Consider the following 246-nt stretch of genomic DNA (forward strand, 5'->3'; position numbering starts at 1 on the left):
TTGTTGGTCAGGCCGTTGGCCAGCTCCACCAGGCACAGCTGGCGGCCGTGGCCCACGGCCAGCTGGATCTGGCCCTCCAGGTGATTGGCCAGCTCCTGCATGTGCGGCCGCGCGAACTGGCGCATGTGCATGCGCGCCAGCACGGGCGAGGACAGGTTCAGAAGCCCCACGCCCGGCACATACTTGGACAGGCGCTCGGAGTAGCGCATCAGGTTCAGTTCGCACAGGGTGTCGATCAGGCGGAAC

At 66.7% G+C, this 246-nt stretch carries 1 pseudogene; it reads right to left on the reverse strand.

From position 1 onward, the window contains the following. Positions 1-246, reverse strand: a pseudogene (locus ACSNOK_RS35610) (hypothetical protein); the annotation flags it as partial.

The sequence above is a fragment of the Streptomyces sp. URMC 126 genome (assembly GCF_051386555.1).
Classification (GTDB): Bacteria; Actinomycetota; Actinomycetes; order Streptomycetales; family Streptomycetaceae; genus Streptomyces.